This window comes from Aminobacter sp. GW821-FHT11F06 (assembly GCF_058808215.1).
Genome location: NZ_JBXARL010000004.1, coordinates 280,377 through 302,396, shown reverse-complemented (window position 1 = coordinate 302,396; position 22,020 = coordinate 280,377). Strand labels below are relative to the sequence as shown.

Below are 22,020 nucleotides of genomic sequence, written 5' to 3'. Positions count from 1 at the left end.
CTAGTCGTCGTCGGCCAGAATCCGCTCGGCAGCGCCGTCCATGTCTTCATACTGGCCGCTGCGCAGCGACCACAGGAAGGCTGCAAGGCCAAGCCCGCCGAGAAACAGCGCGACAGGCAGGAGAAACAGCAGATTGTTCATGATGCCATAGCCTCCTTGCGGGGAAAGGCTTGCCCTTTGCTTGCGGCAGGCTTCGGTGCGCTGGCTTTGCCGGCGCTGAGCCGCAACCCATTGGCGATCACAATAACCGATGACAGCGACATCGCCAACGCGGCAACCAGCGGCGTGACATAACCAAGCAGCGCAATGGGCACGGCAATCGCATTGTAGACCACAGCGAGCACCAGGTTTTGGCGGATCAACCGGTTCGCTTGCCGGGAGGTTGCGAGTGCCAGCGGAATGGCTGAGAGGCTTTCGCGCAGGAAGACGAAGTCGGCAGCCGCACGGCCGATGTCGGCGGCACTCGCCGGTGCCATCGAAACATGCGCCGCAGCGAGGGCGGGCGCGTCGTTGAGGCCGTCGCCGACCATCAGCACCTTGTGGCCCTCCGCCTTGAGCGCGGTCAGCCTGTCGACCTTGCCGCTCGGCAGCACCCGGGCAGAGATGCGTTCAATACCGAGTGCCGCGGCCACGGATGCGACGGCGTCGGGGCGATCGCCGGAGACGATCTCGACGGCGAGGCCCTGGTCCCGCAATTCGGCGACAGCCGCGGCCGCACCTGCGCGCGGCCGGTCGTCGAAGGCGAACTCGGCGATCCCCAAGCCATTCTTCGACAGCACTGTGCCGCCGATCGAACCCTCCTTGCCAAGTGCCCAGGGCGCTCGGCCAAGGCGATAAATGTCGCAACCAAGCCGGGCCTGCAGGCCGAAACCGGGGATCTCTTCGACGCTGTCGAAGCTCCATTGCCGCGTTGTGGCAGCGCCGCCTGCCTCGGCGAGTGCTCGCGAGACGGGGTGGCGCGAATGCAGCGCCATGGCCCCGGCAAGCGAGAGCATTTCCGCCGAAATCTCGTTTCCGTTGATCAACCTGGGCATGCCCAGCGTCAATGTGCCGGTCTTGTCGAACACGACCGTGTCGATCTCCGCCAGCCGTTCCATGGCAGAGCCGTCCTTGACCATGATGCCGTTTTCAAACAGACGCCGCGCGGCAGCCACCTGGACGATCGGCACGGCAAGGCCAAGGGCACAGGGGCAGGTGATGATGAGGACTGCGATGGCGATGGTGATCGCCTGGTGCCAGTTGCCTGAGGCGATCATCCAGCCAATGAATGCCAGGAATGCGGTCAGGTGCACGACCGGGGCGTAGAGCGCCGAAGCCCGGTCGGCGATGCGGCGATAGCCGCCACGCCCGCTCTCGGCGGCTTCCATCAGGCGCATCATTTCGGCGAGGAACGAATCCTGTGCCGCAGCGGTCGCCTCGATGGTCAATGGACCGGTCAGGTTGAGCGTGCCGGCGCGCAGTTCGGCACCTGACACAACGGCAACGGGATCGCTTTCGCCTGAAACGATGGCGCAATCGAGCTCTGAACCGCCCTTGAGCACCTTGGCGTCGACCGGCACGCGTTCGCCGGCCGAAAGCAGGATGTGCGTGCCCGGCTTGATGTCGCTGACTGGCAGATAGGCGCTGGTGCCGTCGGGGTGAAGCACCGTCGCACCGCGGGCGGCAAGCCGCGCCAGCCCCTTGACGGCGACACGGGCGCGCTCGCGCATGACATGGTCGAGCGTGCGGCCGATGAGCAGGAAAAACAGCAGCGACGCCGAAGCGTCGAAATAGGCATGGGGGCCGTGATTGGCGGTCTCATAGAGGCTCATGCCATAGGCGAGAAGGACGCCGATCGAGATTGGCACGTCCATATTGGTGCGGCCGTTGCGCAACGCGCCCCAGGCTGAACGGAAGAAGATGCGGCCGGAATAGGCCAGTGCAGGCAGCGCGATCAGCGCCGAAAGCCAGTGGAACAGATCACGCGTAGCATCGGTTGCGCCCGACCACACCGAGACCGAAAGCAGCATGATGTTGCCGGCGGCGAAGCCGGCGATGCCTAGGCCGCGGATCAACTCGGCGAGGGTCTCGTCCTTGTCCTCGGCACCTTGCTCGAACAGATGGCTTTCATAACCCAGCTGTCCGAGTGCATCGGCGATGTCCGGGGCGCCGGCGTCTTCGCGCCAGCGTATCGATACGCGCTTGGTCGAAAGATTGACCCGCGCCTGCTCGACGCCGTCGAGCTTGCCAAGCGCTTGCTCGATATTGGTCATGCAGGCGCCGCAATGCACGCCTGGAACGGAGAGGTCGGTCTGGCGCAAGCCGCCCGGTAGATTGCGGCTCGACAGCATCAGCTCGTCGCGGGACGGACCCTTGGGTGCGCTTGCCGCGAGGCCGAGCGCGGCATCAACGTCAGGCGCGCAGCAGCTCATTTCGCTTCTCCTGCGGTAACGATGAGGCGTCGCGCCTCGTGATAGGGCGCGTGGTCCCTCAGTGTCGCCTCGGTGTCGACGATCCAGATGCCGTCGCGGATCGCTGAAGTGGTGGAGAAAGTGCCGTCGGCGTTGCCTGTGAGCGTTGCCTGCCAATCCTCAGCCTCATAGGCCGGGCGGCGGAAGGTGGCGGTTACGCTTTCGAGCGCTATCTCTGAGCCGGAAGCATCGACAAGATTGTAACGGATATCACCATTGGCGATTTTAAGTGTGCCCTTCCAGCCAAGTGCTGCCTGAGCGCGTGACTCGGCAATGCGCTCATTGAACTGCTGGCTGGCGACATAGGTGTTTTGCACCACAAGGCCGGTCCAGCTCGTATTGGCCAAAGTGGCCATGAGCAGATTGACGGCGATGATGACGCTGAAGAACGCGACCATGATGGTTAGCATATGCCAACCAGTGAATGGCTTGGGCTGAACGGCGCGAGAGCTCATCTACCTGCCTCCGGAACGTTGAACTTTGCGACATAAGAGGCACTTTCGGAACCCGCCCTGTCGACGACGACGAATTTGAAGCTCTGCCCCTCGGCCAGGTTTTCGCGAGGCTGGCGGACATAGACCCTGATCGTCTTGAGCTTGTCGGGCTCAACTTCGGTGGTGATGGAGCGGCTCTCGGGCTGGTCCATGCCCACGACGCTCATGTTGGCACCGGGCAAGCCCTCGATGGAGAGCTCGAAGCTGCGCGGCTGTGGCACCATGTTGAGAAGCTTGACGGTATAGCCGTTGCGGATCGAGCCGTCCGACAGGCGGACGAATTGCGGATTGCGGTCCTGCAGCACGTTGACCTCGAGCCGGTCGCGGCTGAGCAGGGCAAAAAGCAAGGCAACGCCAATCAGGCTCCAGGCACCGGCATAGATGAAGGTGCGCAGGCGGAAGATTCGGCCGAGGCGGAAGTGAGCAATCGCCGTGCTGAGCTTGCCTTTGTCGTCGCGCACCCGCTTCGGGTCGATGGTAGCGGTGACCGGATCCGTGGCGATCGCCATGTTCGACTGGTAGTCGGCGAGCGTGGCGTAGGAGATCAGGCCGCGCTCCTTGCCGACCTTGTCCATGACGCTGTCGCAGGCGTCGATGCACAGTGCGCAGGTGATGCATTCGAGCTGCTGGCCGTCGCGAATGTCGATGCCCATCGGGCAAACGGCGACGCAGGCGTTGCAGTCGACGCAGTCGCCGACGGTGAGCCCCTCGGCCGCGGCCTTCTTGGCATGGCGCGAGCGCGGTTCGCCGCGCCAGTCATTGTAGGTGACGGTCAGCGAGTTTTCGTCGAGCATCGCCGCCTGGATGCGCGGCCACGGGCACATATAGGTGCAGACCTGCTCGCGCAGCAGTCCGCCGAAGGTGTAGGTGGTCGCGGTGAGGATGGCGACGGTGATGTAGGCGACAGGCTCTGCCTGTCCGGTGACGAAATCACCAAGCAGCCTCGGGGCGTCGGCGAAATAGAAGATCCAGGCACCACCGGTGGCAACCGCGATGAGGAGCCAGATGGCGTGCTTGGCTACGCGCTTGGCGAGCTTGTTTGCCGACATAGGTGCCGCGTCGAGCTTGATGCGGGCATTTCGGTCGCCTTCGATGCCGCGCTCGACGACGAGGAACAGATCGACCCACACCGTCTGCGGGCAGGTGTAGCCGCACCAGGCGCGGCCGACAGTCGAGGTGACGAGGAACAGCCCGATGCCGGCCATGACCAGCAGGCCGGCGACATAGTAGAATTCCTGGGGCCAGATCTCGATGGCGAAGAAGTAGAAACGCCGGTTGGCGATGTCGAGCAGGACGGCCTGGTCGGGCGCATAGGGGCCGCGGTCCCACCTGAGCCACGGCGTCAGATAGTAGATGCCAAGCGTGATCGCCATGATCAGCCACTTGAACTGGCGGAATCGACCGGAGGCACGCTTGGGAAAGACCTTCTTGCGCGCCGTGTAGAGCGGTTGGCGGGTCTTGGCGGAGTTGACCGCCTCTACCTCGAGCCTCTCGACTTCCGTGTCGTCAAGCATTCTCGTCTCCTGCAACCCCGAAATCCGGGTTTGCTCCTTATGCTTGGCCGGCTTGTGGCCAGCCTTGACCCAGGTCAAGCCTGGGTTTTTCTACGCGTCGAGGCCCGGCATTTCTGCCGAGCCTGCCTTGCCTTTCGTCCCCACCCGTCGGCGGTGGAGGGCTATTCGCCGCCGCCGAGCGAATAGACGAAGATGGCAAGCTCCTTGACCTTCACGTCGCCAAGTCGTGCTCCCCAGGCCGGCATGACGCCGTGCTTGGGATGGCGTACCTGCTGGGCGATCGCGTTCTGCCCGGAGGCATAGAGAAAGATCGCGTCGGTCAGGTTGGGGGCGCCCAGTTCCTTGTTGCCCTTGGCGTTGTCGCCATGGCAGACGGCACAATTGTCAGCGAAGACCTTGGCTCCGGCAGGCACCAGATCGGGGGTGTCGGCCTTGCCGCCGAGACTTGCGACATAGGCCGCAACCTCGTTGACCTGCTGCGGTTGGAGGATTTCAGCGAAAGCCGGCATTTCCGAGACGTGCGTCTGCTCGTCGCCGGCAAAACGCACGCCGTGCGCAACGCTCTGGTAGATCTGGTCGACCTTGCCGCCCCACAGCCATTCGTCGTCGTTGAGGTTGGGAAAGCCGGGCGAACCCTGCGCGCCCGAGCCGTGGCACTGGATGCAGTTGACCTTGAAGGCAGCCGAACCGGCAGCCGTGGCGAACTGGCGCAGGTTCTCGTCGGCCATGATCTCGCTGACGCTCTTGCTCTTCACGGCCTCGACATAGGCGCTCTTGGCGTTTTCGGCGGCAGTGAGCTCGGCCTGGACGTCCGCGCGGCTGGAATAGCCCAGTACGCCAGTGGTGGCGGTACGAATCATCGGCCAGGCCGGGTAGGCGATGGTGTAAGCCAAAGCCCAGACAATGGTGGCGTAGAAGGTCCACAGCCACCAGCGCGGCATCGGATTGTTGAGCTCGGTGATGCCGTCCCATTCATGTCCGGTGGTCTCGACGCCGGACAGTTCGTCGATTTGTTTTTCGCTCACAGATCAGTCCTCCTTGAGCGGAATTTGTGCGGCCTGTTCGGCCGCTTCGCGGCTGCCGGGGCGAAGCGCGAAAATCACCGCGCCGATGAAGAAGACGGTCATCGCCAGCAGCCCCCAGCTGTCGGCGAAATGTCTCAAGGTGTTGTAGTCCATGACAAATCTCCTAGCGGTAGCCGGTGGCCGGGTCGTAGGTCGAGAAGTCGACCAAGGTGCCAAGCATCTGCAGGTAGGCGACAAGCGCGTCCATCTCGGTCAGTGCCGCCGGGTTGCCGTCGAAATCGCCAAGCTTGGCCTTGGGATAGCGCGCCAGAAGACCTGACGTGTCGGCATTGGGGTCAGCCTGTGCCTTCATGTCTGCCTCGGCGCTGGCGATCATCTCGTCGCTGTAGGGCACGCCGACGCGGCGGTTGGCGATCAGGTCGTAGCTGATGTTTTTCACCACAACCGGCGTTTCCTTGAGGAAGGCATAGCTCGGCATGATCGACTCCGGCACCACCGAGCGCGGCTCGATCAGGTGCTGGACGTGCCATTCGTTGGAGTAGCGGTCGCCGACACGGGCGAGGTCCGGGCCGGTGCGCTTGGATCCCCACTGGAAGGGATGGTCGTACATCGACTCGGCCGCCAGGGAGTAGTGGCCGTAGCGCTCCACCTCGTCACGGAACGGCCGGATCATCTGGCTGTGGCAGAGATAGCAGCCTTCGCGGATGTAGATGTTGCGCCCGGCCAGCTCCAGTGGCGAGTAGGGACGCATGCCTTCGACTTTCTCGATGGTGTTTTCGAGATAGAAGAGAGGCGCGATCTGGACGATACCGCCGATGCTGACAACCAGCAGCGTTCCGACCAGCAGGAGCGTCGCGTTCTTCTCGATGATCTTGTGTTTGTCGAGCAGTGCCATGTCGGGCTCCTTACTGCGCAGGCTGGAGGGCTGGTGCGGCGCCGGGCATCGGCTCTTCTTCGCGCACGTGACCGCGGATCGTCATGTAGACGTTCCAGGCCATGACCAGCGCGCCGGCGAGGTACATCAGGCCGCCGATCGTGCGGACGATGTAGTAGGGCTTCATGGCTGCCACGCTCTCGGCGATGGAATAGACCAGGAAACCCTGCTCGTTGTATTCGCGCCACATCAACCCTTGCGTGATACCTGCGACCCACATGACGGCGGCGTAGACGACGATGCCGAGGGTCGCGAGCCAGAAGTGCCAGGTCACCATCCGCATCGAATAGAGCCGTTCGCGGCCCCACAGGCGCGGCACAAGGAAGTAGATGGCGCCGAAGGTGATCATGCCGTTCCAGCCGAGCGCGCCGGAATGGACGTGGCCGATGGTCCACTCAGTGTAGTGGCTGAGCGAGTTGACCGCCTTGATCGACATCATCGGGCCTTCGAAGGTCGACATGCCGTAGAAGGCGATGGCGATGACCATCATGCGGATGATCGGATCGGTGCGGATCTTGTCCCAGGCGCCCGACAGCGTCATCAGGCCGTTGATCATGCCACCCCAGGACGGCATCCACAGCATGATCGAAAACACCATGCCGAGCGTTTGCGCCCAGTCGGGCAGGGCGGTGTAGTGCAGATGGTGCGGGCCGGCCCAGATGTAGAGAAAGATCAGCGACCAGAAGTGGATGATCGACAGCCGGTAGGAATAGACCGGACGTCCGGCCTGCTTGGGCACGAAGTAATACATCATGCCGAGGAAGCCGGCGGTCAGGAAGAAGCCGACGGCGTTATGGCCGTACCACCACTGCGTCAGCGCGTCCTGCACGCCGGCAAACAGCGAATAGCTCTTCGAGCCGAGGAAAGACGCCGGCACGGCGAGGTTGTTGACGACGTGCAGCATCGCGATGGTGATGATGAAGGCGAGATAGAACCAGTTGGCCACATAGATATGTGGCTCCTTGCGGTTCAGGATCGTGCCCAGGAAGACGACGAGATAAGCGACCCAGACGACCGTCAGGAAGATGTCGACATACCATTCGGGCTCGGCATATTCGCGGCTCTGGGTGATGCCGAGCAGATAGCCGGTCGCCGCCATGACGATGAACAGCTGGTAGCCCCAGAACACGTACCAGGCGAGGTCGCCACCGAAGAGGCGCGCGCGTGACGTACGCTGGACAACGTAGAATGACGTGGCGATCAGCGCGTTGCCGCCGAAGGCGAAGATCACCGCCGAGGTGTGCAGCGGGCGCAGGCGCCCCAAATTCAGCCACGGCTCGATGTTGAGATCGGGGAAGGCAAGCTGGGCCGCGACGACCACGCCCACGAGCAGGCCCACGACGCCCCAGAACACAGTGGCGACGACGCCGTAGCGCACCGGCCCGTCCATATAGGCCGACTTGTCCTCGGCGAGGATGTCGACCGGCGCGTAGTTGGAGGTGCGCATCAAGACGATGGCGCCTGCCGCCAGAGCGAAAAACAGCACCCACATATGAGCGCCGAACTGGCTGTCATGCGCGAAGGCGACACCTAGCAAGGCGATGAACGCCCCCAGTGCCAGCAAGATGACTTCGAATCCGTATTTCATGAGCGATCCCCGACGGTAGCTGAGCGCCGAAAGCTCGCGTCGGCGCCAGACGGCACACATCCATGACAATTACCCACACTGCCTTGATCTGGATCAAGGTCAAGTGCCGCTTGTCAGAACAGCCTTAGAGTACGAAAGGAAACGCGAAACAGTATGAATGCGCGCTACGAATTGAGAACCGGATCGGAGCATGCAGCTATACTCGACGCCGTTGCCGTCATGCGGCGTGCGCATGCGGCTAAACTCGCCCTTTGCGACAGGCTGGAGGCGATCGCCGACTCATTGCCTGGCGGGCTTAACCGTCGCGAGTGCCTGCTGGCGGCGCGGGCGCTGGGGCCGCAGATGTCCAAGGTCCATCGTTACGAGGAGGAACGGGTCTATCCACACTTCGCCGCGAGCCTCGAACAAAGTGCCGAGGTGCGCAAAACCATCGCGCGGCTGAAACATGAGCATTTCGAGGACGAGGGCTATGCCGCCGAGTTGCGGGATGCCTTGCGAATTGCCGCGCGGAATCGCCGGGCAGCGAATCCCGAAACACTCGGTTTCATGTTGCGCGGCTTTTTTGGCGCGGTTCGCCGCCATGTCGCCTTCGAGCGCGACCATGTGCTGGCCCAGCTGTCGCCGCGTGAGTGACGCCGTTCAGACGTTGGCGCGGCGTTCCAGCTTGGCGACGTCGAAAACGGTGATGTGGCGGTTGTTTTCGACCGCGATCAGCCCGTCCTTGCGCAGCTTGGTCAGCTGCCGGCTGACGGTTTCGATGGTGAGACCGAGAAAATCGGCGATGTCGGCGCGGGTCAAAGGCAGCTCGAAACTGACTTCGCCGTCGCTTTCGACTTCGGGGTCGCTGTGACGGGCGATGAGATGCAGGAAGGAGGCGACGCGCTCGGCGGCCGTCTTGCGCCCGAGCGTCAGCATCCAGTCGCGCGCCTCGTCGAGTTCGTCGAGTGCCTGGAGGTGCAGCCGGTGGCCAAGTTCAGGCGCCTGTTCGATCATCCGGTCGAGCGATGTCTTAGGGAAGGCGCAGACGGAGACGGCGGTGGCGGCCTCGGCGCTGATCGTGCTTTCCCGCTTGAATGGCCGGCCGATGAAATCGGGTGCGAATTGAAGGCTGACGATCTGCTGGCGGCCGTCGGGCAGGGTCTTGGTCAGCTTGACGACGCCGGCAAGGATATTGGCGTAGCTGTCGATGTTGCCGGCATCGGAAACGAGTTCCGTGCCGGCCTCGATCTTGCGCTTGGTCGAATGGCGGCTGAGTTCGATGAGCTGCTCTGGCGACAGCGCGCCGCAAACGCCGCGATGCCGCGCCTCGCAGGCTCGGCACAGCACCGGTATCTCAGAATTGTGAATGTCTTGCCGAAGGGTCATCGCGTTGTCCGACCGTCTGATTTGCTCAACCTAGGGACCGCGGGCGGCAAAAGGAACGTGTCATTGTGTCCGCCGCCGGGGAGTTATTGATCCAGGTCAAGGCGCTGACGTAGCGTCCGTCGGATCCTTGGTCGTTGATGGAGACGATCATGGACAGCACACTCGTCGAAAAATACGCCGCGCCGGTGCCGCGCTACACCAGCTATCCGACCGCGCCGCATTTCAACGCGGCAATCTCGGCAACGACCTATGGCAGCTGGTTGCGGGCCCTGCCCAAAGGCGCTTCCGCATCGCTTTATGTCCATATTCCCTATTGCGACCGGCTGTGCTGGTTCTGTGCCTGCCACACCAAGCAGACGCGGAAATACGACCCGATTCTCAGCTACCTGATCGCGCTTGCCGGCGAGATCGATGCAGTGGCCTCACTTTGCGGAAGCAAGCTGAATGTCAGTGCGTTGCACCTTGGAGGTGGATCGCCGACGATGCTCAAGGTTGAGCATATTCTTTCGCTTGGGCGCAGGCTGCGCGACAAGTTTGCATTTGCATCCGATGCCGAGATCAGCGTCGAAATGGATCCCAACGACATGGACGAGGCGCGTTTCGATGCGCTGGCCAGCATCGGCATGACGCGGGCCAGCCTCGGCGTGCAGGATTTCGACGAACGCGTGCAGCAGGCAATCAACCGCGAGCAGACCTTTGAGCAGACAAAGGCGGTTGTCGACGCGGTTCGCGCGCGCGGCGTGCGTTCGGTCAATCTCGACATGCTCTACGGCCTGCCGCACCAGACGCTGGAAAGTATCGCTGCGACGACAGACAAGCTTCTGTCGTTGCGGCCCGACCGCATCGCGCTGTTCGGCTATGCCCATGTGCCTTGGATGAAGAAGCACCAGACGATGATCGACGAGGCGCTGCTTCCCGATGCCTCCGCCAGGCTGGAGCAGGCGGAGGCGGCATCACAACGCATCCTGGCCGCGGGTTACGAGGCCGTCGGCATGGACCATTTCGCGCTTCCCGCAGACAGTCTTGCGGTTGCCGCGCGCTCCGGCACCTTGCGGCGCAATTTCCAGGGCTACACCACCGACCAGGCCGACGCGCTGATCGGCTTGGGCGCTTCCTCGATCGGCCTGCTGCCGCAAGGCTATGTCCAGAACATGCCGGCGACGGGTGAATATGAGCGCCGCGTGCTGGCCGGCGGCCTGGCCACTGTGCGCGGCTTTGCACTTTCCAATGCCGACCGCATGCGCGCCTGGGTCATCGAACGGCTGATGTGCGATTTCTCGTTCTCGCGCTGCGCGCTTCTCAGCCTGTTCGGTGATGCCGCGCGCGGCGTGATCACAGAGGCCGAGCTGCTTGCCGCCAGTGATCGCGACGGCGTCTTTGTCCGCGCCGGCAACCGCTTTGTCGTCACAGAACGCGGCAAACCCTTCGTCCGTTCGATCGCCGCCGCCTTCGACTCCTATCTCGGCGAGGGTACGGCGCGTCATTCGATTGCGGTATGAGGCGAACCAACGTTCCGATTGGTGGACCGTAACAAATCCTGTATCACCCCCGTGCGTGAAGGTGCTCGGCAACAGGATTTGACCGGATGTACTTGACGGTATTTGGAATTGGCTATGTCGGGCTTGTGCAGGCGGCGGTGTTGGCCGAGGTCGGCCATGACGTGGTCTGCGTCGATATCGACGCAGACAAGGTCGAGCAGCTGAACCAGGGTTTGATCTCGATCTTCGAGCCGGGGCTCGAGGCTTTGGTGCGCGACAACCATGCCGCAGGGCGCATCGTCTTCACCACCGATGCGGCGATGGCTGTCAGGCATGGCGAGATCCAGATGATCGCTGTCGGCACACCGCAGGGCGAGGACGGTTCGGCCGACCTCAAATATGTGCTGTCGGTGGCCGAGGTGATCGGCGGCGAGATGGCTGGCCCCAAGATCGTCGTGACCAAGTCGACAGTGCCGGTTGGCACCGCTGACAAGGTCTCCCAGAAGATCGCCGAAGTGCTCAGAGACCGTGCCCGCGAGGATCTTGCCTTCGACGTCGTCTCGAACCCGGAGTTCCTCAAAGAGGGCTCGGCGGTCGCCGACTGCATGAAGCCCGACCGCATCATCATCGGCACCCAAAACGAAGCTTCCGAATTGGTGATGCGCGAGCTCTACGCGCCGTTCAACCGCAACCACGAAAAGATGGTCGTGATGGATGTGCGCTCGGCCGAGTTCACCAAATATGCCGCCAATTGCATGCTGGCGACCAAGATCAGCTTCATGAACGAGATGGCCAACCTCGCCGAGCTGCTCGGCGCCGACATCGAGGAGGTGCGCAAGGGCATCGGCTCGGACCCGCGCATCGGCTACCACTTCATCTATCCCGGTCTCGGTTATGGCGGCTCGTGTTTTCCCAAGGACGTGCGCGCGCTGATCCGCACCGCCGATGGCATAGGTTTTGATGCGACGCTGCTGAAGTCGGTCGAAGAGCGCAACAATTCCCAAAAGGCGGTGCTGTTCGACAAGCTGTCGCGCTATTTCAACGGCGATCTCGCCGGCAAGACCTTTGCCTTGTGGGGGCTCGCCTTCAAGCCCAACACCGACGACATGCGCGAGGCACCAAGCCGCGTGCTGATGGAGGCTTTGTGGCAGGCGGGTGCCAAGGTCCAGGCCTATGACCCCGAGGCGATGAACGAGGCGCAGACCGTCTACGGCCAGCGCGACGATCTTTTGCTGTGCGGCACCAAGGAGGCGGCGCTGCGCGGTGCCGACGCGCTGCTGATTGCCACCGAGTGGAAGAATTTCCGGGCACCGTCCTTCGAAATCATCAAGCAGGCGCTTGCAACCCCCGTCATCTTCGACGGCCGCAACCTCTACGACCCGCGTGTCCTCGCCCGCCACGGCATCGACTACATCAGTATCGGGCGAAAGGCCGGCCTGACCGCAACATACTGAAATCTTTGTTGATTGCTTATCCCGAGGCTGCCGATTCAGGCTGCCTCAATATTGTCATCAGTTCGGAACAATAGCCGCATCCAACGGTTCTTACCTACACGTAAGAATACGTCCGAAAAGCATGCAAGAACGGGGAGAACTTTATGGCAATCAGGAAAGTCAGGAAGGCCGTCATTCCGGTCGCGGGTCTGGGCACGCGGTTTTTGCCGGCGACCAAGTCGATGCCGAAGGAAATGCTGCCGGTCGTCGATCGGCCTGTGGTGCAATATGCAGTCGACGAAGCACTTGAGGCCGGCATCGAGCACATCGTCTTCGTGACGGGCCGCAACAAGGCGGTCATCGAGGACTATTTCGACCTTCATCCCGAACTGATCGGCACGCTTGAACAGGCCGGCAAGGTCCACGAGCTCAGGTCGCTGGAGAGCCTGCTGCCAGTGCCGGGAACCACCAGCTTCACCCGCCAGCAGGCGCCGCACGGGCTTGGCCACGCCGTCTGGTGCGCGCGCGACATCATCGGCGACGAGCCTTTCGCGCTGTTGCTGCCCGACATGGTGTCGTTCGGCAAGCGCGGTTGCCTCGCCGAGATCATGGAACTCTATGGCGAGACCGGCGGCAATGTCATCGCCGTCGAGCAGTGCGCGCCGCACGAGACCAACAAATACGGCATCGTCGGCAAGGGTGCTGCTACAGGCTCGGGCTTCGAGGTCACCGCGATGGTCGAAAAGCCGAAGCCGGCCGATGCGCCGTCGAATTTCTACATCAACGGCCGCTATATCCTGCAGCCGGAAGTCTTCACGTTGCTGGGCACCCAGGCGCGCGGCGCCGGCGGCGAGATCCAGCTGACCGACGCGATGGTTCGCCTTGCCGCAAGCCAGGCATTCTTTGCCCGGCCGTTCGCCGGCCGGATGTTCGACTGCGGCTCTAAGGAAGGTTTCATCCAGGCCAATGTCGCCTTCGCGCTCAAGCGCAACGATCTCAAGGGTTCGGTGCTCGAAGCCTTGCGCGAGATGATCGCCGAGCATGACCGCGAAAACATGCCGGCCTGATCGGCTCGCAAAGAAAGGCCCGCTTGTCGTTTGGCAAGCGGGCCTTCTTTTGTTTTGTAAGCCGGCTTACTCATTGCGGCGCTTGCCTTCCATCAGGTCGAGCACGGCGCGTGCCGCGTCGAGCACATTGGTGCCGGGACCGAAAACGGCTGCGACACCATGGTCGAGCAGAAACTCGTAGTCCTGGCGTGGGATGACGCCGCCGACCACCACGATGATGTCTTCAGCGCCCTTGGCCTTCAGCGCCTCGACCAGCTGCGGGGCGAGCGTCTTGTGGCCGGCGGCCAAAGACGACATGCCGACAACATGGACCTTGGACGCGATTGCCGTATCGGCGGCCTCGCCGGGCGTCTGGAACAGCGGTCCGGCGATGACCTCGAAGCCGATGTCGCCGAAGGCAGAAGCGATGATCTTGGCGCCACGGTCGTGGCCGTCCTGGCCGAGCTTGGCCACCATGATGCGCGGCTTCTCGCCGAGTGTCGCGGCAAACTGATCAAGACGCGAAACCAGCGTCTTGAATTCCGGCTCGCCGTCATAGGCCTGGCCATAGACGTTGTCGACGACTTCGGGCACCGCAACATGATCGCCAAAGGCGCGGCGCATGGCGTCGGAAATCTCGCCGACAGTGGCCCGCGCCCGGGAGGCTTCCACGGCGGCGGCAAGCATGTTGCCTTCACCGCTGCGGGCGACCTTTTCGAGAGCTGCCAGTGCAGCCTCGACGCGGCTGGGGTCGCGCTGGCGCCGGGTGCGCTCGATGCGCTCGATCTGCGACAGGCGCACGGCGGAATTGTCGATCTCGAGGATGTCGTGATGGTCTTCCTGCTCGAGCCGGTACTTGTTGACGCCGACGATGACCTCTTCGCCCTTGTCGACGGCGGCCTGGCGGCGTGTCGCCGCTTCCTCGATCATGCGCTTGGGCAGGCCTGTGGCGACCGCCTTGGTCATGCCGCCCATGGCCTCGACTTCCTCGATCAGCGCCCAGGCCTTTTCGGCGAGATCATTGGTCAGGCTCTCGACATAATAGGAGCCGGCCAGCGGATCGACGACCTTGGTCACGCCGGTCTCATGCTGGAGGATCAGCTGGGTGTTGCGGGCGATGCGGGCCGAAAACTCGGTCGGCAAGGCGATCGCCTCGTCGAAGGAGTTGGTGTGCAGCGATTGCGTCCCGCCCAGTGCCGCCGACATCGCCTCGAAGGCGGTGCGCACGATGTTGTTGTAGGGATCCTGCTCCTGCAGCGACACGCCGGAGGTCTGGCAGTGCGTGCGCAGCATCAGCGACGACGCCTTCTTCGGCTCGAACTCGGTCATGATGCGCGACCACAGCAGGCGCGCGGCGCGCAGCTTGGCGGCCTCCATGAAGAAGTTCATGCCGATGGCGAAGAAAAACGACAGCCGGCCGGCGAACTCGTCGACATTGAGGCCCTTGTTGAGTGCCGCGCGGACATATTCTCGGCCGTCGGCCAACGTGAAGGCGAGTTCCTGCACCAGCGTCGAGCCGGCTTCCTGCATGTGGTAGCCGGAGATCGAGATCGAGTTGAACTTCGGCATCTCCTTGGCCGTGTACTCGATGATATCGGCGACGATGCGCATCGAGGGCTCGGGCGGGTAGATGTAGGTGTTGCGGACCATGAACTCCTTGAGGATGTCGTTCTGGATGGTCCCCGAGAGCTGTTCTCGCGGCACGCCCTGTTCCTCGCCGGCAACGATGAAACTGGCAAGGATCGGGATCACAGCACCATTCATGGTCATCGACACGGAGATCTTTTCGAGCGGAATGCCGTCGAACAGGATCTTCATGTCCTCGACCGAGTCGATCGCAACGCCGGCCTTGCCGACATCGCCTTCGACACGCGGATGGTCGCTGTCATAACCGCGATGGGTTGCAAGGTCGAAGGCCACCGACACGCCTTGTTGGCCGGCGGCAAGCGCCTTGCGGTAGAAGTTGTTGGAGGCCTCCGCCGTCGAGAAGCCGGCATATTGCCGGATGGTCCAGGGGCGGCCGGTATACATCGTGGCGCGCGGGCCGCGCAGGAACGGCGCGAAGCCGGGCATCGAATCGAGACTGTCGATGCCGGAGAGATCATCGGCCGTGTAGAGCGGCTTGACGTCGATGCCTTCGGGCGTGTTCCACACAAGCGTATCCGGCGACGCCTTGATCTCGCGTTCGGCGAGCTTTTTCCAGGTGTCGATTGTCGGTTTGTCGGTCATTGGGGCCTCCTGAAAACGGGAGCAATCACCCCCTCACCGGCCCTTCGGGCCACCTCTCCCCCTGCCCGGGGGAGAGGAAGCGCAAATCGCGAGCCGCGCGCCCGGGCAGAAATGGCGTTCCTCTCCCCCGGGCAGGGGGAGAGGTGGTTTGCGCAGCAAACCGGAGTGGGGGTGCTGTGCTCAACCATCATTCGAATTCCATGATCAGTTCGTCGACGGCGAGGCTTTCGCCAGCGGTTGCCGCCACGCGCTTGACCGTGCCCTTGCGCTCGGCGCGCAGCACGTTTTCCATCTTCATCGCCTCGACTGTCGCCAGCGATTGGCCAGCTTCGACCTCGTCGCCTTGCTTGACCAGGATCGATGTTACCACGCCGGGCATCGGGCAGAGCAGCAGCTTGGAGGTATCAGGCGGAAGCTTGACCGGCATCAGCCTAGCAAGCTCGGCGACGCGCGGGCTGCGCACATGCGCCACCACGTCCATGCCGCGCCAGCGCAGGCGCCAGCCGGTGCCCGAGCGCGCGGTCTTGACCCCGATCAAGCTGCCGTCGACGGCGAAGTTGGCGTGCAAATGGCCAGGCAGCCAGTCGCTCGACACAGCAAGCGCGGTGCCATCGTCGAACGCGACAACCGTGCCGTCGGCACCGTCCTTGACCTGCAGCGGCAGGGTGAAACCGCCGAGCGTCACCACCCAGTCGGCACCCACCGGGCGCTGGTGATTGGTAAGCGCGCCGGAAATCTGGGCGCCACGGCGTTGCATCGACAAATTGATCAGTGCTGCCACACCGGCAAGCTTCTTGGCATCAGCTTCGGAAGGCGCAACGCCTGAGAAGCCGTCGGGATATTCCTCGGCGATGAAGGCGGTGGTGATGGCGCCCGAGCGGAAGCGCGGATGGTCCATGACGGCCGACAGGAACGGCAAATTGTGGCCGATGCCCTCGACCTCGAAATCGTCGAGCGCGCGGCCCATGACCTCGATGGCGGTGGCGCGATCCGGCGCCCAGCTGCACAGCTTGGCGATCATCGGGTCGTAATACATCGAGATTTCGCCGCCCTCGAACACGCCGGTGTCGTTGCGCACCACCGTGCCGTCGTCGCGCTTGCCTTCGACCGGCGGGCGGTAGCGGGTCAGGCGGCCGATCGAGGGCAGGAAGTTGCGGTAGGGGTCTTCGGCATAAAGCCGGCTTTCGATCGCCCAGCCGTTCAATTTCACGTCGTCCTGGCCGAAGCGCAGTTTTTCGCCTGCGGCAACGCGGATCATCTCCTCAACGAGGTCGATGCCGGTGATCAGCTCGGTCACCGGATGCTCGACCTGGAGACGGGTGTTCATCTCGAGGAAGTAGAATTTGCGGTCGCCGTCGACGATGAATTCGACAGTGCCGGCCGAGAAATAGCCGACCGCCTTGCCCAGGGCCACGGCCTGCTCGCCCATCGCCTTGCGGGTGGCAGCGTCAAGGAAGGGCGAGGGCGCCTCTTCGATGACCTTCTGGTTGCGGCGCTGGATCGAGCATTCGCGCTCGCCGAGATAAAGCAGATTGCCGTGCTGGTCGCCGAGCACCTGGATTTCGATGTGGCGCGGCTGGGTGACGAATTTTTCGATGAAGATGCGGTCGTCGCCGAACGACGATTTCGCCTCGTTCTTCGACGACTGGAAGCCCTCGCGCGCCTCGGCGTCGTTCCAGGCGATGCGCATGCCCTTGCCGCCGCCGCCGGCGGAGGCCTTGATCATCACGGGATAGCCGATCTGGTTGGCGATCTTCACCGCCTCATTGGCATCCTCGATCAGGCCCATATGGCCAGGCACGGTCGACACGCCGGCGGAGGCCGCGATCTTCTTGGAGGTGATCTTGTCGCCCATCGCCTCGATCGCAACCGGCGGCGGTCCGATGAAAGCGACGCCCTCGGCCTTCAGCGCTTCGGCGAAGTTCGAGTTTTCCGACAGGAAGCCATAGCCCGGATGCACCGCATCTGCGCCCGTTTGGCGCACCGCGTCGATGATCTTCTGGATGACGATGTAGGACTGGTTCGACGGTGCTGGCCCGATATGGACGGCCTCGTCGGCCATCTTCACATGCAGCGCCTCGCGGTCGGCGTCGGAATAGACAGCGACCGTTGCGATACCCAGTTTCTGCGCCGTCTTGATGACCCGGCAGGCGATCTCGCCACGATTGGCGATGAGGATTTTCTTGAACATTTTTGACCTGCTCACAAAGGAATCGTGTCGTGCTTCTTCCACGGCGCTTCGACCTTCTTTCCGCGCAGGGCGGCGAAGGCGCGAGCGATGCGGCGGCGCGACGAATGCGGCATGATCACTTCGTCGATGAAACCGCGCTCGGCGGCGACGAAGGGATTGGCGAAGCGTTCTTCATATTCCTTGGTGCGCGCGGCGATCTTTTCGGGATTGCCGAGTTCCGAGCGGTAAAGGATCTCGGTCGCGCCCTTGGCACCCATGACCGCGATCTCGGCGGTCGGCCAGGCGTAGTTGATGTCGGCGCCAATATGCTTGGACGCCATGACGTCGTAAGCGCCGCCATAGGCTTTTCGCGTGATCAGCGTGACCATGGGAACTGTCGCCTGGGAATAGGCGAAGAGAAGCTTGGCGCCGTGCTTGATGACGCCGCCATATTCCTGTGCCGTTCCCGGCAGGAAGCCCGGCACATCGACCAAAGTCAGGATCGGGATCGAAAACGCGTCGCAGAAACGGACGAAACGCGCCGCCTTGCGCGAAGAGTCGATGTCGAGGCAGCCGGCCAGCACCATGGGCTGGTTGGCGACCACGCCGACGCTTTGGCCCTCGATGCGCATGAAGCCGGTGATGATGTTCTTGGCGAAGGCCTCCTGGATCTCGAAGAAGTCGCCTTCGTCGGCGATCGCCAGGATCAGTTCCTTCATGTCGTAGGGTTTTGCTGCGCTGTCGGGGATCAGCGTGTCGAGACGCTTCTCCAGCCGCGCCGGGTCGTCGTGGAACGGCCGAACCGGCGGCTTCTCGCGATTGTTGAGTGGGAGGAAGTCGAACAGCAGGCGAACCTGCTCCAGCGCTTCGATGTCGTTTTCATAAGCGCCGTCGGCGACTGACGACTTCGAGGTGTGGGTGCGCGCGCCGCCGAGTTCTTCGGCGGTGACGATCTCGTTGGTGACGGTCTTCACCACGTCCGGGCCGGTGACGAACATGTAGGAGGAGTCACGCACCATGAAGATGAAGTCGGTCATGGCAGGCGAATAGACGGCGCCACCGGCGCAGGGGCCCATGATGACGGAGATCTGCGGCACCACGCCCGAGGCGTCGACATTGCGCTTGAACACGTCGGCATAGCCGGCGAGCGAGGCCACGCCTTCCTGGATACGGGCGCCGCCGGAATCGTTGAGGCCGATGACGGGCGCGCCGTTGCGCATCGCCATGTCCATGATCTTGCAGATCTTTTGGGCATGGGTTTCGGACAGCGAGCCGCCGAGCACGGTGAAGTCTTGGCTGAAGACATAAACCTGGCGGCCGTTGATGGTGCCCCAGCCGGTGACGACGCCGTCGCCTGCCACCTTTTGCTCGGCCATGCCGAACTCGGTGGTGCGGTGGGTGACATACATGTCGAACTCTTCGAAGGAACCTTCGTCGAGCAGCACGTCGATGCGTTCGCGCGCCGTCAGCTTGCCCTTGGCATGCTGGGCGTCGATGCGCTTCTGGCCACCGCCGAGGCGGGCTTCCGAGCGGCGGGCTTCAAGCTGTTCGAGAACGGCGCGCATCAGTTCATGCCCTTTGTCGAAAGCCATTTCCAGGCGGTGGGGAACGCGATGGCCGCAAGCACGGCCTTGGCGATGTCGCCCGGGATGAAGGGAAAGAGGCCGAAGGCCAGCACCGGCTTGTCGAAGCCGATGACCGAGCCGAGCCAGAGCAGGCCGGGCACGTAGATGACTGCCGCGGCAAGCAGGGCAGCTGCCATGGCGGAAATCGGGCTGCGGTCCCAGCCGCGCTCGGCCAGCCATCCGGCGAGCAGGGCTGCGGGCAGATAACCCAGGAGATAACCGCCCGTGGGGCCCATCATATAGGCGAGGCCAATGCCTTTTTCCGGCGTGCCGGCGAAAACCGGCAGGCCAAGCGCGCCCTGCATCAGGTAGAGCGCGACCGCCGCAGCGCCACGCACCGGACCGAGCGCCAGGCCAAGGCCGATCACGACAAGTGTCTGCATGGTCATCGGCACGGGGTAGAACGGCACCTGGACCTTGGCCGACAGCGTCAGAAGCAGCGAACCTGCGACGACGGCAACGACATCCATAGTGGTGAGCCGGCTGGTTGGCCTGCTGGCTGCGGCTTGGTAGAGCGTCATGAGCTTTCTCCCGCGCTACGAGATTGAAAAACAATGGCCTCTCGCCGCATCGGCGGCAAGCGGCGAAGTTGGCGCAATAGCCCCATGGCGCGCGCAGGAAAACGCTTGAAAGTGTGCGAAAGCATAATATACAAATCCGAGAACTGTAAATTGCGAATTTGCAAACATGGCGTCACGCAAACTCTATATCGGCCGCAAGGTGCGCGAACTGCGCGACGCCAACAAGCTGACGCAGGCGAGCTTTGCCGAACGCATCGGCATCTCGACCAGCTATCTCAACCAGATCGAAAACAACCAGCGTCCGGTTTCGGCTTCCGTGCTGCTTGCGCTCGCCGAAAAATTCCAGATCGACATCACGGAGATTTCGCAAGGCGACGGCGACCGGCTGTTGTCGGCTCTATCAGAGGCGCTCAGCGATCCGCTGTTCGAAAACTACGCGCCCAATCTGCAGGAGCTCAAGCTGGTGACGCAGAACGCGCCGGGTTTCGCCCGGGCGCTGATCTCCGCCCACCAGGCCTATCGCCGCAACAGCGAGCAGCTCGCCAGCCTCGACGACACGCTGGGCAAGAGCATCGGCCTGACCGAGCCTACGCCTTACGAGGAAGTGCGCGACTTCTTCCATTTTGTCGACAACTACATCCACAGCCTCGACATCGCCGCCGAGCGGCTGGCCCATGAACTCGGCATCGGCGAGCGCGACAGCTACGCGGCGCTGGCCGGACATCTCGAAAGCCGTCATGGCGTGCGCATCGCCCGTGCCGCCGCCGACGATGACGCATTGCGGCGCTTCGATCCCAAATCGGGCGTGCTGTTCCTCAACACCTATTCGCCTGTCGCCACCCGCAGCTTCCAGATCGCCTTCCAGATCGCCGAGATGGAGATGGAAACAGAGGTGGCGCAGATCGCGCGGACGGCCGATTTCCGCACCTCGGAGGCGCTTGAGATCTGCAAGATGGGCCTGCGCAACTATTTCGCCGGCGCACTGACCTTGCCCTATCAGGTCTTCATGAAGGCAGCGGGCGAGCTGCGCCACGACCTCGAGCTTTTGGCGGCGCATTTCGGCGCCAGCATCGAGCAGGTCGCGCACCGCCTCAGCACCTTGCAGCGGCCGGGTTACAAGGGCGTGCCGATCTTTTTTGCCCGCATAGACCGCGCCGGCAACATCACCAAGCGCCACAGTGCGGCCAAGCTGCAGTTCGCCCGTTTTGGCGCTGCCTGCCCGCTATGGAACGTGCATCAGGCCTTCGAGACGCCGGGCCGGATCATTCGCCAGCTCGCCGAAACACCCGATGGCGCGCGCTATCTCTGCATCGCCACCGAGATTTCCAAAGGCGGCGGCGGCTTCAACGCGCCGCATCGCCGCTATGCCATAGCCCTTGGCTGCGAGGTCGCCTACGCCCGGGACTTCGTTTATGCCGACGGGCTGGAGCTGGGCAGCAAGACCGCCTTCGACCCGATCGGCATTTCATGCCGCATCTGCGAGCGCACCAATTGCCAGCAACGCGCCGTGCCGCCGCTCAAGCGCAAGCTGGTCATCGACAAGGACGTCAGGCATCCGCTGCCGTACCGGATCGGCTGACGCTGAATTGCCCCTCACCCTTACCCTCTCCCCGTGAAGGACGGGGAGAGGGGGGCGTCAGCGTGGAGCTTCGTCCCGTTACTGTCCGGCGACGAGCAAGCAAAAGAATGTGGTGGCGACGGTGCCGCAGTGTCCCTTCTCCCCGTCCTTACGGGGAGAAGGTGCCGGCAGGCGGATGAGGGGCGGCGCAAGCCGGTCCGAGCCTAGTCCCTGCGCGCTACCACCCCGCCGACCGCCAGCATCAGCCAGCCCAGGATCATGCCGGTGCCGCCGACGGGCGCGGCGAAGGGAAACAGCCGCTGGCCAAGATATTCGCGGGCCAGCAGATCGCCGGAAAACAGTAGGACCGCGACGAGCAGAATGGCTGCGCCGATGTGGAGAATTCTGCTGCTGGCGACGACCAGCGACAGTGCGATCAGGGCAGGGGCGTGAAAGAGCAGGAAATTCGCTGCCGTCGCGACATTGACGCTGCCGCCATGGCTGGCCGCCGCCGACAGCGCCACGCCCATGGCGCCAAACAACGCGCCGGCAACAAACAGGGTTCGGTCGAATTTCATCTAGTTGTCTCC

General features: G+C 63.1%; 19 protein-coding genes. 5 read left to right on the top strand and 14 right to left on the bottom strand.

Going from position 1 to position 22,020, the window contains the following annotated elements:
• From ccoS to ccoN, 8 genes are all read right to left on the bottom strand, one after another.
• Positions 1–141 carry a cbb3-type cytochrome oxidase assembly protein CcoS gene (gene ccoS, locus AC1RTB_RS12855; protein WP_492878508.1) on the bottom strand — a complete coding sequence of 47 codons (141 nt, stop codon included), beginning with the start codon at positions 139–141 and terminating at the stop codon, positions 1–3.
• Positions 138–2,411: a cation-translocating P-type ATPase gene (locus tag AC1RTB_RS12850; protein WP_492878509.1), complete on the bottom strand. Its 2,274-nt coding sequence runs from the start codon at positions 2,409–2,411 to the stop codon at positions 138–140. Before AC1RTB_RS12850 ends, ccoS begins: the two co-directional genes overlap by 4 nt.
• Entirely contained in the window at positions 2,408–2,905 is a 498-nt protein-coding gene (locus AC1RTB_RS12845) for a FixH family protein (RefSeq protein ID WP_492878511.1), read from the bottom strand. The genes AC1RTB_RS12850 and AC1RTB_RS12845 overlap by 4 nt, the downstream gene beginning before the upstream one ends.
• A complete protein-coding gene (gene ccoG / locus AC1RTB_RS12840) occupies positions 2,902–4,458 on the bottom strand; it encodes a cytochrome c oxidase accessory protein CcoG (protein WP_492878513.1) in 1,557 nt (518 codons plus the stop codon). Before ccoG ends, AC1RTB_RS12845 begins: the two co-directional genes overlap by 4 nt.
• A 161-nt stretch (positions 4,459–4,619) precedes the next feature.
• Entirely contained in the window at positions 4,620–5,483 is an 864-nt protein-coding gene (ccoP, locus tag AC1RTB_RS12835; RefSeq protein ID WP_492878515.1) for a cytochrome-c oxidase, cbb3-type subunit III, read from the bottom strand.
• Positions 5,484–5,486: 3 nt separating this feature from the next.
• Positions 5,487–5,636 (bottom strand): cbb3-type cytochrome oxidase subunit 3, encoded by a 150-nt coding sequence (locus tag AC1RTB_RS12830; protein ID WP_492878517.1) that lies wholly within the window; start codon positions 5,634–5,636, stop codon positions 5,487–5,489.
• 10 nt (positions 5,637–5,646) lie between these two features.
• Entirely contained in the window at positions 5,647–6,378 is a 732-nt protein-coding gene (gene ccoO / locus AC1RTB_RS12825; RefSeq protein WP_492878519.1) for a cytochrome-c oxidase, cbb3-type subunit II, read from the bottom strand.
• Between the two features lie 10 nt (positions 6,379–6,388).
• Positions 6,389–8,005, bottom strand: a complete 1,617-nt coding sequence (ccoN, locus tag AC1RTB_RS12820; RefSeq protein WP_492878521.1) for a cytochrome-c oxidase, cbb3-type subunit I — start codon at positions 8,003–8,005, stop codon at positions 6,389–6,391.
• 153 nt (positions 8,006–8,158) lie between these two features.
• Between ccoN and AC1RTB_RS12815 the strand changes: the two genes are divergently transcribed.
• A complete protein-coding gene (locus AC1RTB_RS12815) occupies positions 8,159–8,638 on the top strand; it encodes a hemerythrin domain-containing protein (protein WP_492878523.1) in 480 nt (159 codons plus the stop codon).
• 6 nt (positions 8,639–8,644) lie between these two features.
• Here AC1RTB_RS12815 and AC1RTB_RS12810 read toward each other — a convergent pair whose 3' ends face one another.
• Entirely contained in the window at positions 8,645–9,370 is a 726-nt protein-coding gene (locus AC1RTB_RS12810) for a Crp/Fnr family transcriptional regulator (protein ID WP_492878525.1), read from the bottom strand.
• A gap of 149 nt (positions 9,371–9,519) precedes the next feature.
• Between AC1RTB_RS12810 and hemN the strand changes: the two genes are divergently transcribed.
• From hemN to AC1RTB_RS12795, 3 genes are all read left to right on the top strand, one after another.
• Positions 9,520–10,869, top strand: a complete 1,350-nt coding sequence (hemN, locus tag AC1RTB_RS12805; RefSeq protein WP_492878527.1) for an oxygen-independent coproporphyrinogen III oxidase — start codon at positions 9,520–9,522, stop codon at positions 10,867–10,869.
• A gap of 86 nt (positions 10,870–10,955) precedes the next feature.
• Positions 10,956–12,302 (top strand): UDP-glucose dehydrogenase family protein, encoded by a 1,347-nt coding sequence (locus AC1RTB_RS12800; protein ID WP_492878529.1) that lies wholly within the window; start codon positions 10,956–10,958, stop codon positions 12,300–12,302.
• A gap of 149 nt (positions 12,303–12,451) precedes the next feature.
• Positions 12,452–13,348 carry a UTP--glucose-1-phosphate uridylyltransferase gene (locus tag AC1RTB_RS12795; protein WP_492879014.1) on the top strand — a complete coding sequence of 299 codons (897 nt, stop codon included), beginning with the start codon at positions 12,452–12,454 and terminating at the stop codon, positions 13,346–13,348.
• Between the two features lie 66 nt (positions 13,349–13,414).
• Here AC1RTB_RS12795 and scpA read toward each other — a convergent pair whose 3' ends face one another.
• The 4 genes from scpA to AC1RTB_RS12775 all read right to left on the bottom strand — a co-directional run bounded on the left by scpA (position 13,415) and on the right by AC1RTB_RS12775 (position 19,872).
• The gene (scpA, locus tag AC1RTB_RS12790) at positions 13,415–15,556 is read right to left on the bottom strand and encodes a methylmalonyl-CoA mutase (RefSeq protein ID WP_492878531.1); all 2,142 of its coding nucleotides are present in this window, start codon (positions 15,554–15,556) and stop codon (positions 13,415–13,417) included.
• Between the two features lie 187 nt (positions 15,557–15,743).
• Complete coding sequence (locus tag AC1RTB_RS12785; RefSeq protein ID WP_492878533.1) at positions 15,744–17,747, bottom strand: acetyl-CoA carboxylase biotin carboxylase subunit; 2,004 nt, start codon at positions 17,745–17,747, stop codon at positions 15,744–15,746.
• 11 nt (positions 17,748–17,758) lie between these two features.
• The gene (locus AC1RTB_RS12780; protein ID WP_492878535.1) at positions 17,759–19,291 is read right to left on the bottom strand and encodes an acyl-CoA carboxylase subunit beta; all 1,533 of its coding nucleotides are present in this window, start codon (positions 19,289–19,291) and stop codon (positions 17,759–17,761) included.
• Positions 19,291–19,872, bottom strand: coding sequence for a biotin transporter BioY (locus AC1RTB_RS12775; RefSeq protein WP_492878537.1), 582 nt, complete (start codon positions 19,870–19,872; stop codon positions 19,291–19,293). Before AC1RTB_RS12775 ends, AC1RTB_RS12780 begins: the two co-directional genes overlap by 1 nt.
• 166 nt (positions 19,873–20,038) lie before the next feature.
• On the opposite strand from AC1RTB_RS12775, the gene AC1RTB_RS12770 reads away from it, so the two are divergent.
• The gene (locus AC1RTB_RS12770) at positions 20,039–21,451 is read left to right on the top strand and encodes a helix-turn-helix domain-containing protein (RefSeq protein ID WP_492878539.1); all 1,413 of its coding nucleotides are present in this window, start codon (positions 20,039–20,041) and stop codon (positions 21,449–21,451) included.
• Positions 21,452–21,654: 203 nt separating this feature from the next.
• Here AC1RTB_RS12770 and AC1RTB_RS12765 read toward each other — a convergent pair whose 3' ends face one another.
• Positions 21,655–22,008, bottom strand: a complete 354-nt coding sequence (locus tag AC1RTB_RS12765) for a DUF423 domain-containing protein (protein ID WP_492878540.1) — start codon at positions 22,006–22,008, stop codon at positions 21,655–21,657.
• Positions 22,009–22,020 lie beyond the last annotated feature (12 nt).